Annotated in this window: 12 protein-coding genes; 9 read left to right on the top strand and 3 right to left on the bottom strand. The window is 41.1% G+C overall.

All coding sequences use genetic code 11. From position 1 onward, the window contains the following. The first annotated feature begins 81 nt into the window (after positions 1-81). A complete protein-coding gene (rluA, locus tag AAEU31_RS10115) occupies positions 82-735 on the top strand; it encodes a bifunctional tRNA pseudouridine(32) synthase/23S rRNA pseudouridine(746) synthase RluA (protein ID WP_421967147.1) in 654 nt (217 codons plus the stop codon). An 81-nt stretch (positions 736-816) separates the two neighbouring features. After that, positions 817-1,752 carry a DUF3530 family protein gene (locus tag AAEU31_RS10110; protein WP_421967146.1) on the top strand — a complete coding sequence of 312 codons (936 nt, stop codon included), beginning with the start codon at positions 817-819 and terminating at the stop codon, positions 1,750-1,752. Here AAEU31_RS10110 and djlA read toward each other — a convergent pair. The 3 genes from djlA to AAEU31_RS10095 are packed head-to-tail and all read right to left on the bottom strand — an operon-like array spanning position 1,735 to position 4,284. Beyond that, positions 1,735-2,607 carry a co-chaperone DjlA gene (gene djlA, locus AAEU31_RS10105; protein WP_421967145.1) on the bottom strand — a complete coding sequence of 291 codons (873 nt, stop codon included), beginning with the start codon at positions 2,605-2,607 and terminating at the stop codon, positions 1,735-1,737. The genes AAEU31_RS10110 and djlA overlap by 18 nt on opposite strands. A 19-nt stretch (positions 2,608-2,626) precedes the next feature. Then, positions 2,627-3,286 carry an N-acetylmuramate alpha-1-phosphate uridylyltransferase MurU gene (murU, locus tag AAEU31_RS10100; protein WP_421967144.1) on the bottom strand — a complete coding sequence of 220 codons (660 nt, stop codon included), beginning with the start codon at positions 3,284-3,286 and terminating at the stop codon, positions 2,627-2,629. Continuing rightward, positions 3,283-4,284: an aminoglycoside phosphotransferase family protein gene (locus tag AAEU31_RS10095; RefSeq protein WP_421967143.1), complete on the bottom strand. Its 1,002-nt coding sequence runs from the start codon at positions 4,282-4,284 to the stop codon at positions 3,283-3,285. Before AAEU31_RS10095 ends, murU begins: the two co-directional genes overlap by 4 nt. Before the next feature lie 103 nt (positions 4,285-4,387). Between AAEU31_RS10095 and lptD the strand changes: the two genes are divergently transcribed. From lptD to AAEU31_RS10060, 7 genes are all read left to right on the top strand, one after another. Further along, the gene (lptD, locus tag AAEU31_RS10090) at positions 4,388-6,634 is read left to right on the top strand and encodes an LPS assembly protein LptD (RefSeq protein WP_135923564.1); all 2,247 of its coding nucleotides are present in this window, start codon (positions 4,388-4,390) and stop codon (positions 6,632-6,634) included. Positions 6,635-6,670: 36 nt separating this feature from the next. Next, positions 6,671-7,963, top strand: a complete 1,293-nt coding sequence (gene surA, locus AAEU31_RS10085; RefSeq protein ID WP_135923563.1) for a peptidylprolyl isomerase SurA — start codon at positions 6,671-6,673, stop codon at positions 7,961-7,963. 5 nt (positions 7,964-7,968) lie between these two features. After that, positions 7,969-8,961 (top strand): 4-hydroxythreonine-4-phosphate dehydrogenase PdxA, encoded by a 993-nt coding sequence (gene pdxA / locus AAEU31_RS10080; RefSeq protein WP_135923562.1) that lies wholly within the window; start codon positions 7,969-7,971, stop codon positions 8,959-8,961. Then, the gene (rsmA, locus tag AAEU31_RS10075; protein ID WP_135923561.1) at positions 8,958-9,764 is read left to right on the top strand and encodes a 16S rRNA (adenine(1518)-N(6)/adenine(1519)-N(6))-dimethyltransferase RsmA; all 807 of its coding nucleotides are present in this window, start codon (positions 8,958-8,960) and stop codon (positions 9,762-9,764) included. The genes pdxA and rsmA overlap by 4 nt, the downstream gene beginning before the upstream one ends. Then, a complete protein-coding gene (gene apaG, locus AAEU31_RS10070; protein WP_054550996.1) occupies positions 9,748-10,137 on the top strand; it encodes a Co2+/Mg2+ efflux facilitator ApaG/CorD in 390 nt (129 codons plus the stop codon). The genes rsmA and apaG overlap by 17 nt, the downstream gene beginning before the upstream one ends. 6 nt (positions 10,138-10,143) lie before the next feature. After that, on the top strand, positions 10,144-10,959 hold the full coding sequence (locus tag AAEU31_RS10065; RefSeq protein ID WP_135923560.1) for a symmetrical bis(5'-nucleosyl)-tetraphosphatase: 816 nt from the start codon (positions 10,144-10,146) through the stop codon (positions 10,957-10,959). A 140-nt stretch (positions 10,960-11,099) separates the two neighbouring features. Next, positions 11,100-13,115 carry a methyl-accepting chemotaxis protein gene (locus tag AAEU31_RS10060; RefSeq protein ID WP_135923559.1) on the top strand — a complete coding sequence of 672 codons (2,016 nt, stop codon included), beginning with the start codon at positions 11,100-11,102 and terminating at the stop codon, positions 13,113-13,115. Positions 13,116-13,130 lie beyond the last annotated feature (15 nt).

Genomic DNA, 13,130 nt, shown 5'->3' with positions numbered 1-13,130 from the left:
ATACTCGAAAACCAGTCCTGCCATTGTGTATGCGCTCATACTCCTTTAAAATAGCGCCCTTGCATATCATCGAGGCTGGCTGTGTTACTCAATTATAATCCCCCAATGACACCTTATTTAAGTATTGTTTATCAAGACGATGACTTGCTTATTGTAAATAAACCAAGTGGTTTACTTACTGTGCCGGGAAAAGATCCAAAACACGCCGACTGCCTTATTGCTCGCATTAATCGCGTTTTTCCAACGGCAAAAATTGTTCATCGCCTTGATATGGCTACCTCTGGCATTATTTGTTTAGCTATGCACAAAGAAGCGCATCGTAATTTAAGCATTCAGTTTCAAGATAGAAAAACTGCAAAACGCTACATTGCTCGTGTATTTGGTAAGCTTGAGCAAGAAACTGGATCGGTAGATTTACCACTTATTTGTGATTGGCCGAACCGACCAAAGCAAATGGTTGATCACGATAATGGCAAACCGTCATTAACCCACTATAAAGTGCTTGAGTATGAACAGAATGCGACTCGTGTTGAGCTGACCCCTATTACAGGGCGCTCTCACCAACTACGTGTGCACATGTTGTCTTTAGGTCACCCTATTTTAGGCGATAAGTTGTATGCGCACCCCGAAGCATTCGCCATGGCTCCTCGCTTACAACTGCATGCCGAAATGCTAACCTTAGCTCACCCTGCCAGTGGTGAAACGCTTGTTTTTGAGGCTGCTCCTGAGTTTTAAGACAATTAGCTAAATATTTTACCAACACTGCCGATAGTTAATTTAATCACTGATTTAATTTAAGACTCAGGAAATTTCGGCATGAAGTTAAAACCCGCACATTGCTTAGTTTACGCAGCCTGTTTTGCGTTGATGGGTAATGTGAATGCTGCCGATTTTATTAAACCCACCCCTTGGTCAAGTTTGGTCACTAACGATATTCAACGCTTTTTACCAAGTGATGAAGTACGTACTCTGCTTGCCGGTGAAGATGAGTTTATTAGTTTATATCGCCAATCTATGGCAGCGAGTCAACGCGGAATTGTACTCATTATTCCTGATTGGCAGCATGTTCCAACTAATAATGCCGGAATCAACTTTTTACGTAAGCAGTTAAATGAAATTGGCTATGCAACCCTTGCCATGACCATGCCTGACATTGATTGGCATCCTGTCGATATGGCAACGCCCGAGTCACCTGAGAGCTCTGAACCTGAGTCAACAACACAAAGTAATGAACAAGGCGATGAGCAAGCAGCTTCTGCTCCATCAGCCCAAACACAACAAACGCCCCACTTTGTTACAGGTGAACCTAATATCAGTGAAGCCGTACTTGATGATTACAAATTAAAGCTAATTGCCAGATTCAATGCCTTGTATAACAGTGCAATGGATGAAGGTGGCAATATTATTGTCGTGGCGCAAGGTGCTAGTGCGGGGCTCTTGATTGAGCATTATGCTAGCTTTCCAAATAACGAACTAAACGCTTTTATTAGCCTAGGTAGTTATTTACCTAACAGTGTTCGTAACCAGCATCTTAATGCCACGCTTTCAACTATCAGCCCACCATTACTGGATATTTTTTACAGTGAAGGTAACCCTGACACACTGCAAAGCGTAAAAGATAGAAAACGTTGGGTTAGAAAGCACGCAAAATATGACTACCGACAAAGAGAGTTATTTGGTGTGCCTTCAGAGCCAGAGCAGCACGAAAGGCTACTCAAAGAAATTGATGGCTTTTTACGCCGCCTTTTTTAAATACTCATAAGCCGCTTGAATATCTTGGCTTTTCTTTACCGCTACTTCCATCATGTGTTTTGGTAAACCTTGCGATACTAATTTATCGGGGTGATGCTGAGCCATGAGCTTTCGATAGGCAACTTTAATATCTCGTGCAGAAGCATCACTGCTTAAGCCTAAAAGAGCCAATGCCTGCGCGCGATTCATGCCATTATTAGGTGGCACACTGTGCCCTCTTTGTTCACTATAACTGCTGCGACTTTGCTGGCCTTGTTGGCGTTGCTGCTCATAAAAGCGCTGTTGTTGCTGGCGAAATGCAAACTCGGCTTGGTAGCGCTTTAACAAAAATGCGAACTGGGTGCGCGAAATACCTAACTGCTTGCTCACCTCTTGCAATAGCTGCTTTTCTTGCTCTGCAAGGTGGCCATCAGAAAAGGCCATTTGAATTTGGATTTCGAGGAATAATTGCAATAAATCATGGCGTCGAGCAAAGCGCTCTTTAAAGTCATGAACGGTTTCTTTTAATGAAAAATCTGTTTCTTTACCACTACGAAAGGCATCTTGTGCTTCACGACGTTCATCACCCGACAGCCTCATTTCGTCCATAAAGACACTGGCAGCTCGAATATGAGTTTCACTAACACGACCATTTGATTTGGCAATATGCCCCATCACCGCAAAACAACTAGAAAAGAAAAGCGCTTGACGTTCGTTAATATCATCGCCTTTAAACAAACCAGAAAACCCACCGGCTTTATCAAAGTCTTGTTTTAAGCTGCGATCGAACATATGGCCTAAGTATAAGCCTAGTAAGGCACCGATAAACTTGCCAAACATAAACCCAAAACAAAAACCAAGTACTTTTCCCCACATAATTGGCAAACCTCTGTTGTTATTGCAAAGCGAAACGCTGATTGATTTCGTCTAATCTGGCTGGTGTGCCAATGTCATCCCACTGACCTAAGTAAAGCTCCGTAGATACTTGATGTGCACTGAGCTTTTCACGCAAGATTGGTCCAAGTGGACGAACACCTTCGGTTAAACCATTAAAAAAATCAACGTGGTAACGACTTATACCTGAAAAAGTATACTTTTGGCTATCAGGACTTAAATGACTAAGGGCAAAATCACCATCAGGATTATGAGCAGGATTTTCAACAAGTACGATGTGCGCCTCTCCCGCTTGCAAATAAATCTGCATCAACGAAGTCACATCGTAATCAGTATACACATCACCATTTATGACAATAAATTGCTCACCCAATAACGGCAATGCTTGAATGATACCACCTGCGGTTTCAAGCCCCCCCGCCTGTTCTTGGCTGTAAGTGATCGACACACCAAACTGCGAGCCATCAGCAAAATACTCTGTTATTTTGTCGCCCTGCCATGCAAGGTTAATGACAATGTCGGTAATGCCTGCTTGACGTAAATTATTAATATGATGCTCTAATAATGGCTTGCCATTAATCCTAAGCATCGGCTTTGGCATTGTTTCTGTTAGCGGCATCATGCGCTTACCGCGCCCAGCCGCTAGGATCATTGCTTTCATTTCATCTCTTTTGTTAAGCGCAGCTTGGTACGTGGAATAACAGTGTGTTCTATCCACTGACCAAGTGCTGTTAACTCTGGGTATTCTTTGCTTACATTACTAATGTATTTAAGGGTTGGCAGTACATTATTCAAATAACCAGACTTATCGTCACGAAGTTTTAAGCGGCAAAATATGCCTGCTGCTTTTAAATGACGCTGTACACCGGTCAAATCAAACCAACGTTTAAACATGGCAAATGAGGTGTCTTGCAATAACTGTTGCTGGTTAAACTCGTCATATGCGTAATGCAAAAGATAGTCGAGCTCTTGCTCAGGTAACTTGAAGTAGCAATCTCTTAATAACGAAACAAGGTCATAACACACAGGCCCTTGTACGGCATCTTGATAATCAATGATCGCCCATTGCTGCCCTGTACGCATTATATTGCGGCTATGGAAGTCTCGGTGCACCGTCACAATCGGTTGTTCAAGCGCATTGTTAACTAATAACTCACAAGCTTGTTGCCACATTTGCTGCTCAGCAACAGAAAGTTGCTCACCAATAAAGGTATCAACTAACCACTCTTTAAAAATACTCAGTTCAAACTGTAAAAACTCACCATCAAATACTTTCATGTATTGAGCTGGCGGTATTTGTGCCCACTGCGCACTTAACTTTATTAGGTGTTTGTAGTGTAAAGTGCGGTCTTCATCGCCTAGTAAATCAGCCAAGTGTGTATTGCCTAAATCACTGAGTAAAAAGAAACCTTGTTTTTCATCAGCCTGAAGAATTTTAGGTAATTTAAAACCGTGCTTAGAAAATACCTTGTTGAGCTCTATATAAGGCGTGTTGTCTAATTTGTTGGGGTCTGAGTCCATGACAATATAGCTCTGATCACTTGTATTTATACGGAAATAACGGCGAAAGCTCGCATCTCCAGTGATGGCGGCTAATTGATATTCATCCTCTTTAAAGTGAGGATTTAAAAACTGCTGTAAACTTTTATAACGATTCATTTAGTAAGATATCTATTTTTCACTAAGTCAATTACTGTATTTGCCATTGTTTTCCTTTATTATGTCTAGCTTATATCCAACCAAAGAGCATTAAGGTCATTAAATGAGCAAAACCTGGGGCATAATGATGCTAAGCGTACTTAGCGCACCATCGTTCGCCGAAACTGAACTGGCACACAATTTTTGTGGCACTTCAATGCAAACCAGAGCTTGGCAACCGCTCCCTGGCCTTGAACTTAATATGATCGATATCAAATCCGATGATATTGAACTATTGGGTACCCAAAGCGCAGAATTTACCGGTAATGTAGATATTAACACCCTAACGATGAATTTGTCCGCACAAAGTGCACTGATTGACAAACAACGTGGGTTACTTAATGCAACCGGCCCTATCGTGTATCGCGATAAAGTAAGCCAAATTAACAGTTCTGGGCTCAATGCGGATTTAAATAATTCTGAATTAAGCTTGCTTGGTGCTGATTATAAGCTCACCGACCAACTTGGCCATGGTGGCGCAGAAAAACTAACAGTCAACGAGTCTGGCCTAAACCTGATGAACGCAAGCTTTACTACTTGCCCTGGCGAAACACCCGTATGGGCAATCGAAGCTGACGAAATTGACTTATCAAGTGAAGATGGCTGGGGCGAAACCCACAATACTGTATTACGTGTATTTGATACGCCCGTGCTTTATATTCCCTATTTTACGTTTCCGTTAGATGACCGCCGTAAATCAGGTTTATTAACACCTAATTTCTCAAGTTCTGGTCGTTACGGTATTGAAACAATCACGCCATACTATTGGAACATTGCACCAAATTACGATGCCACCATCACGCCACGTTATATGTCTAAACGAGGCTTACAAATGATTGGTGAGTTTCGTTATTTAACTGAGCAAAACAATGGCCTCGTTGCGGTCGAGTATCTTGATAAAGATGACGAAGAACCTAATGTTGACTCACGTTATTTATTTCACTGGCAACAGCAAAGTTACTTTGGTGAGAGCTGGCGCGGCAATATCGATATTACTAACGTTAGTGACGATAACTACCTAACAGACTTAAACTCTAATTATGCAACTCGCACAGACACTCAGTTATACCGTACTGGTTCACTGACTTACTTGGGAGATACTTGGCATACAAACATTAAACTACAGAGTTTTGAAGTACTTGGTGATCACAAAGAATCCTATGCAGCGTTACCACAAATTACTTTTTCACAAATGGATGCCTATGATTTCTACGGTATCGATTTAACGCTTGACGGTGAGCTCAGTTATTTTACCAATGATAAAGCCATCATTGATGAAGCGAGTAGACTTCACATTGAACCAAAAGCAAGTTTTGGCTATCAAGAATATGCTTGGTCGTTTTTATCTGAATTCAGCTTACTCCACACTGAGTATAACCAGCATGGTGATTTAACAGGCACCGACTTCGACGAAAGAGTAACACGTACTATGCCTAAAGTACGCTTGTACAGCCAGTTAAACTTCGAGCGAGAAACTGCCTTTTTCTTTAAAGATGGCATTCAAACGCTTGAGCCACAAATTCAGTACTTGTATACGCCAAATAAAGACCAGTCGAACATTGGCCTTTACGATACAGCTAAATTACAAGATGATTTTTTTGGTTTATTTAGAGACCGTCGTTTCTCAAGTATCGACCGTATTGCCACTGCAAACCAATTCACATTGGGTGCCACAACTCGCTTATTCAGTAATGAAAACGAAGAAGTGTTTAATTTTAGTGCCGGCCAAATATTTTATTTAAGTAATGATGCTAAACCAACATCACAAGGGCTTCAGTCAGATACTAACTACAATGCCTTGTTTGCAGCGCAAACCATGTTACATTGGCACCGTCGCTGGTATTTATCGGGTGGTATTCAATATGACACTGACGGTAAAGAAATTATTCAATCAAACATAACCTTAGATTACAAAGGTGACGATAAACAGCTCGTACAATTGAACCATCGCTATGCAAATGATGTCTCAGGCAATACAATCGAGCAAGTTGGTCTATTCACCAGCATTCCGCTAACACAAGATTGGCAGTTTGTTGGTAGCTACCACCGCGATTTAGAAAGTGGTCGTAGCATTGAGGTTTTCAGTGGTCTTCAGTATGAATCTTGCTGCTGGGCGTTTCAAATCACAGGCCGTCGTCAAATCGAAACTGATTTGAATCAAGCGATTGGTCAAGAGCAAGCTACTTTTGATACCAGTATTGGTTTCAATATCGTATTAAAAGGGCTTGGAAGTAAAAGCCGTTATGATGCACAAAAATTATTACAACAAGGTATTTTTGGCTATCGTAGACCGTATTTTCTTAATAACTAGTACCGCAGTACTATTAGCAAGAGTATTAGAAAAAGTATGAATTTAAAAAAACTATTTGCATCAGCATTATTAACAGTTGGCCTATGCCAAAGTGTTTTCGCAAAACCTGTCGAAATCGACAAAGTCGTCGGGGTTGTTAACCAAGGTGTTATTTTACAAAGTGAAGTTGACACCATCATTAACCGTGTTAAAACTCAAGCAGCGGAGCAAGGCCAGCAACTGCCTTCTGATGACACGCTACGTATTCAAGCGATTGAACGTTTAGTAAATCAAACGCTTATGATGCAACTTGCAGAGCGTATGGGTCTAGAAATCTCAGATTCTCAATTAGACCAAACACTTGAAAACATGGCCCGTGAGCAAGGCGGTACGATTGCAGATTTACGTCGTACGATTGAGGCTGCAGGTGAAAGTTACACCGCGTATCGTGAAGAGATCCGTAAAGAAATAACGACTCAGCAAGTGACTCGCGCCAATGTTGATCGTCGAATTTACATTAGCCCACAAGAAATCGATAACTTATTAAAAATCATGGAAACTCAAGGTAAAAATGCCGAAGAGTATGACATTGGTCACATCCTGATTGATATCCCAAGCGATGCAACAGCTGATGAAATCGCAAGTGCAAAAACACGTGCAGACAAAGTAATCGAATTTTTAAATGAAGGTAAAGAATTCAAACGTATTGCTATCTCATCATCAAGTGGCTCAAAAGCCCTTGAAGGTGGTCAACTAGGTTGGATGAGCATCAATGAAATGCCATCGTTGTTTGCAGAAGCAGTGAAAGGTCACAAGAAAGACGATATTGTTGGCCCGCTTCGTTCAGGTGCTGGTTTCCACATCATCAAAGTTCAGGATGTTCGTGGTCGTCAAGTGGTTGAAACAACAGAAGTTCGCTCACGTCACATTTTAATCAAGCCATCAATTATCTTAAGCGAAGAAAAAGCGCGTGACATGCTAAAAGGCTTTGCTAAAGACTTACGTGAAGGAAAGGCAGACTTTGCTGAACTAGCAAAAGAATACTCTGAAGACCCGGGTTCTGCATTAAAAGGCGGTGAGTACGATTGGACTGATCCAAGTACTTATGTACCTGAGTTTAAAAATACTCTGCTTTCACTTGATAAAAATGAAATCAGTGAGCCTTTCAGAACGCAATTCGGTTGGCACATTGTGCAGTTACTTGATAAGCGTGTAGCAGACAAAACAGAGCAAGCTAAACGTAACCGCGCGCATCAACTGCTGTTTAATCGTAAATTTAAAGAAGAAAGTTTCAACTGGCAGCAAGAAATGCGCGAACAAGCCCATGTTGATATTTTCCCAGCAGAATAACGATCATGACTATACGAATTGCAATAACACCCGGTGAGCCGGCCGGTATAGGCCCTGATTTACTAATAAAATTAGCTCAACATCACTGGGATGCCCAGCTTGTTGTGATTGCTGATGGTGCGCTGTTAAAACAGCGCGCAAAATTATTAGGGTTAGAATTAAATCTAATTAAGTTTGACGAAACGCAAGCTCCCACCGACACACCAGCTGGAAGTGTTTACCTTCATCAAGTCGATTTAGGTGAAGACGTTGAAGTTGGCGTTTTAAATGACGCTAATGGCCAATATGTACTTGATACCTTACGTATCGCCAGTGAAAAGAATATGGATGGAACCTTTGCTGCTGTTGTGACGGGTCCAGTTCATAAAGGCATTATCAATAAAGCAGGTATTTCATTCAGTGGTCACACCGAATATTTTGCTCAGCAATCAAATACTGCCGATGTCGTCATGCTTCTTGCAACCGAAGGCTTACGCGTTGCACTTGTTACAACGCATATTCCACTGGCGTATGTATCACGTGCCATTACAGTTGAACGATTAAGTAAAGTTATCTCGATATTAAACCATGACTTACAGACAAAGTTTGGTATCGAGAAGCCGCGTATTTTAGTGTGCGGATTAAACCCACATGCAGGTGAAGACGGTCACTTAGGTACTGAAGAGATTGACACAATTACACCTACCCTTGAGCTTTTAAATAACCAAGGTATGAATTTAATTGGTCCTTTACCAGCTGATACTCTTTTCCAAGATAAGTATTTATCGCAAGCAGATGCAGTGCTGGCAATGTATCACGATCAGGGCTTACCTGTGCTAAAATACAAGGGTTTCGGCAAATCAGTCAATATCACTCTTGGCTTGCCATTTATTCGCACATCAGTAGATCATGGCACAGCACTTGATTTAGCCGGTACAGGCACTGCTGATGTGGGTAGTTTTGAATTAGCGATCCGCGAAGCAATTAAGCTCGCCCATGAAAAAGCACAGAATCAATGACAGATAAAGTACATTTAGGACACCGCGCCCGTAAGCGTTTTGGTCAAAACTTTTTAAACGATGACATGATTATCGATAAAATCGTCACGGCTATCGATCCTAAACCTGAAGACAATTTAGTAGAAATCGGCCCGGGTCTTGGTGCAATCACTGAGCCTGTTGCTGATTTAAGTGGCCATTTAACTGTTGTTGAGTTAGACAAAGACTTAGCAGAGCGTTTAACAAGCCATCCATTTTTAGGTCCAAAACTTACAGTGCATCAAGGTGATGCAATGAAGTTTGATTTTAGTACCTTAATCAAAGCGGATGAAAAACTAAAAATATTTGGTAACTTACCTTACAACGTTTCAACTCCGTTGTTATTTCACTTATTTGAATTTGCAGACAACGTTGAGCATATGCACTTTATGCTGCAAAAAGAAGTGGTCAAACGTATGGTCGCAGGTCCGGGCAGCAAAGCTTTTGGCCGTTTAAGTGTGATGACACAATATTACTGTCATGCGATGCCAGTGATTGATGTGCCACCTGAGTGCTTTAAGCCCGCACCAAAAGTTGACTCAGCAGTGATCCGCTTGATCCCTAAAAAACCTGAGCAACGTACAGCAAAGAGTACCAAACTTTTAAATACAGTCTGTTTAGAAGCGTTTAACCAACGCCGTAAAACACTGCGTAATAGTTTATCTAACTTACTGACAGCTGAAGAGTTAACTGGCATAGGTATTGATATTACGCTTCGCGCAGAAAGCCTGTCTTTACAACAATTTATTGATATAGCTAATTGGATTTATGACAACAAGCAGTAATTTAGGTTCGCCAATTAAGGTCTCTGTTGAGACCTTCTATGTTGAAGGCCAATCAGAGCCTGAACAAGATAAATACGTTTTTGCTTACTCAATCACCATTAAAAACCACAGCTTATGCAGTGCAAAACTTTTAAGTCGCTATTGGTTAATTACCGATGCCAACGGCAAAGAAGTCGAAGTACAAGGTGAAGGGGTTGTTGGTGAAACGCCAACAATTGCCCCTGGAGAAAGCTATAAATATACCAGCGGAGCAGTTCTCGATACTCCTGTGGGCACGATGCAGGGCCACTACACAATGCGCAATGAGTTTGGAACTGAATTTGAAGCGCCTATCGAAGTGTTTCGTTTAGCACGTCCAAATATACTGCATTAGGTAAGCATGGCTGACTACGCAATAGGTGATCTACAAGGCTGTTTTACTGAGTTTGATGCGTTACTAAAACGTGTTAACTTCAACCCTAGCCAAGATCATTTATATTTAGTGGGTGATATAGTCGCAAGAGGTCCTGATTCACTTGCGTGTCTTGAGCGGCTATATAGCATGCAAGGTAGTGTTAGCATTACATTAGGCAATCATGATCTGCATCTGATTGCCTGTCACCATTTGAATAAGCCAGCCAATCCTAAAGATAAATTAGAACCGCTTTTTAATAGCTCAAAACGGGCTGATTATATTCAATTTTTACAGCAACAACCTTTAGCTATTTGGCTTGAAAACTATAATATGTTTATCAGTCATGCGGGGCTAAACCCTAACTGGTCAGTTAAAAAAGCCCTCAAACGTGCTCGCTTCGCCGAATCCTGTTACCAAGGTGACGATGCGCATCATTATTTTACGCATATGTATGATCCTCACCCGCTTGAGTGGTTGAAATCTTTAAGCAATGAGGAAAAGTTTCGCTACATCGTTAATTATTTTACTCGGATGCGGTTTGTCGACCACGATGGCAAGTTAGATTTAAATAATAAAACCAATACAAGTATCGATACTTCATTTATTCCTTGGTTTGAGCATCCAAATATTCTGAAATTAAAACAACAGATTACATTTGGCCACTGGGCTGCTCTAGAAGGAAAGGTTGAATATAAAAATATTCATGCCCTCGACACAGGCTGTGTATGGGGAGGTGCTATGACACTAATGGAACTAAGTAAAAATAAGTACCACACAGAAAGTTCTCATTCTTTTATCTAAATAAACTGAAAAATAACTGAACATCTGTTAGATTTATACAATTAAAGTAAATTTAAATTAAAGCTACTTAAATTTAAATACTTAACTAATTGGCAACCTTGCCGATAAGTGTTGATTAGTACTATTTTGTGGAATTACATATGAACTTGACCGTTAGACAGCGTATTTGGGGTGGCTTTATTGTCATTACCTTGCTCCTGCTTTTTATTGGTGGTAACTCGTTGGTCAGAATTACCAATATTGATCAATCAACGCAGCGTGTTAATCAGCTGTCGCTACCAGCGCTTGATAAAAGCTACGAGCTGCAGGTCGAATTTATTTTAATGAGTAAAGCTGCACAAGCCAGTTTTTATACATCATCACAAGAAGAACTAACAACAATACGTAATCGCTTTAATGAACAGAAAAAACGTTATGATAGCTCTTATCAAGAATTACAACGCATTGTCAGCGATGATCCTGAACTAAAAAGCAGCAGCCAACAAGTTGAGCAGACCTACAAGCGATTCAATAAATCTGTCGAAAATTTATTTGCTGATAAGAAAACACAACTCGATTTAAACAAAACACTCGCAAGCCAGCTTGAGAATATAGAAATTAGCGCAGAAGATGCGAACTCAGTAGTTCTTGATATCATTGATATTGACGGTCTTGAAGAAAACCATTCTCGCGCCTACCAAGCCGCCAACAACATGGAAAACAACTTCCAGTCAGTGGTTACAAACAGCACTGATATGCTTACGGTGAAAACGCTAAATACCCTCGATATCATTAAAAATGAGCAAGTATATTACCTAGAAGAGATTGAGCGAAGCCTTGGTCTTATTCGCCCAGCAATTATTGATAACAATGCTGGACTATACAATGATTTAAATAATTACTTTGAATCTTTGGCTAATAATGTGCGTGGTAACAACAGTTTATCAGCTAACAAAAAGCGCTTAATCGATGCCATAGCGCAAACACAAGCAGAACTTGCTAACGCAGAAAACTCAACCACCGAAGCATTAAAGCAGTTAAGAGACCTTGTAAACGAAGCAACTGTCTTAGCATTTGATCTACAACAAGATGTGAGTGGTAATGTATCGACAGCGACCATTTGGACATGGATTGCGATGGCTATTGCGACCTTAATTGCTATTGTTGTCGCAGTCATTACAGTTAACCGTATCACGAAACCTCTGCTTGAGGTGAATCGTATTCTTGATATCGTTGCCAGCGGCGACATGACGCAACGTTTAGATGATTCAGCAAAAGATGAATTCGGTGAATTGTCTCGTAGTTGTAATACCCTGATTGAAAGTTTACGAACACTTATTCAAGGTATTATTTCTCGTTCTACGCAACTTGCTGCCGCATCAGAAGAGACTTCAGCGATCACTGAGGAATCTAGCCAAGCAATTCGCAATCAACAAGCACAAGTTGAACAAGCAGCCACTGCAACCACTGAAATGAGCAGCACATCACAAGCAGTAAGCAGCAGTGCACAACAAGCACTTAGCGAAATAAAAAATGCTGATAAAGAAGCTGATCGTGTTAAAGGTATTTCTTCGCAAAACAAAGCAACCATAGAACAACTTGCGCGTGAAGTTGATGATGCATCACACGTTATTAATCAGTTACACAAAGACAGCGCCTCAATTGGCGGTATTTTAGATGTAATTCGTGGCATTGCTGAACAAACTAACCTCCTTGCACTCAATGCGGCTATAGAAGCGGCACGTGCAGGTGAACAAGGTCGTGGTTTTGCGGTTGTAGCAGACGAAGTACGTTCACTAGCAAGTAAAACACAAGAGTCGACCCAAGAAATTCAAGCAATGATTGAATCTCTGCAAGTAGGCGCAGAAGCTGCTGTAGCAGCAATGTCTAAAGGTAAACAACAAGCTGAATCATGCGTTGAGCAATCAGATCTTGCCAACACTGCACTAGACTCAATTACTGCAGCTGTTGCTCAAGCGCACAATGTAAGTGAAGAAATTTCCACTGCGGCTCATGAGCAACAACAAGTATCGCAAGAGATCAGTGAACGATTGGAGTCTATCGTGGCAATTGCAGAGCAAACCGCTGAAGGCGCAAACCAAACTAACATCTCAAGCTCAGAAGTTGCTAAGTTAGCAGAAGAGCTTCGATTATCGGTCGATGCGTTTAAAGTTTAATAAGCATAAACACAA

This window comes from Pseudoalteromonas thalassia, from assembly GCF_049257215.1.
In the GTDB taxonomy this organism is placed as follows: Bacteria; Pseudomonadota; Gammaproteobacteria; order Enterobacterales; family Alteromonadaceae; genus Pseudoalteromonas; species Pseudoalteromonas lipolytica_C.
This window is presented reverse-complemented; position numbering and strand designations above follow the sequence as displayed.